The organism is Actinotalea ferrariae CF5-4 (assembly GCF_000603945.1).
Lineage (GTDB): Bacteria > Actinomycetota > Actinomycetes > Actinomycetales > Cellulomonadaceae > Actinotalea > Actinotalea ferrariae.
The window spans coordinates 1-303 of the sequence record NZ_AXCW01000617.1 but is presented as its reverse complement, the minus strand read 5'-3'; the positions used below and the strand labels follow the sequence as shown (position 1 = coordinate 303).

At 80.9% G+C, this 303-nt stretch carries 1 protein-coding gene; it reads left to right on the top strand.

The features are described 5' to 3' along the window. Nucleotides 1-303, top strand: a 303-nt coding sequence (locus N866_RS21930) for a hypothetical protein (protein WP_034230167.1), incomplete at both ends; no start/stop codon positions are given.

Here is a 303-nt window from a genome sequence, read left to right as displayed (position 1 = left end):
GACCGGACGGCCCGGCTCGTCGCCGCCCGGGACGCGTGCACCGGCACCGTCGCCGTCCTCGAGCGGCTCGTGGACCTGGAGCGGGAGCTGCCCGCGCGGCGCACCGCGCTCGCCACCGCGACCGCCGCCGTCCAGGGGCTCGACGTCGAGCTCCACGAGCTCAGGGACCGCCAGTCCGAGCGTCCCGGACGCCGTGCCGCGCTCGAGGCGGACCTCGCCGCGGCGCGGGAGGCGGCCGAGGGCCTGGTCGCGGCCCAGCAGGCGGTGGCCCTGGCGGAGGAGCGCCTGGCCGCCGCCGACGAC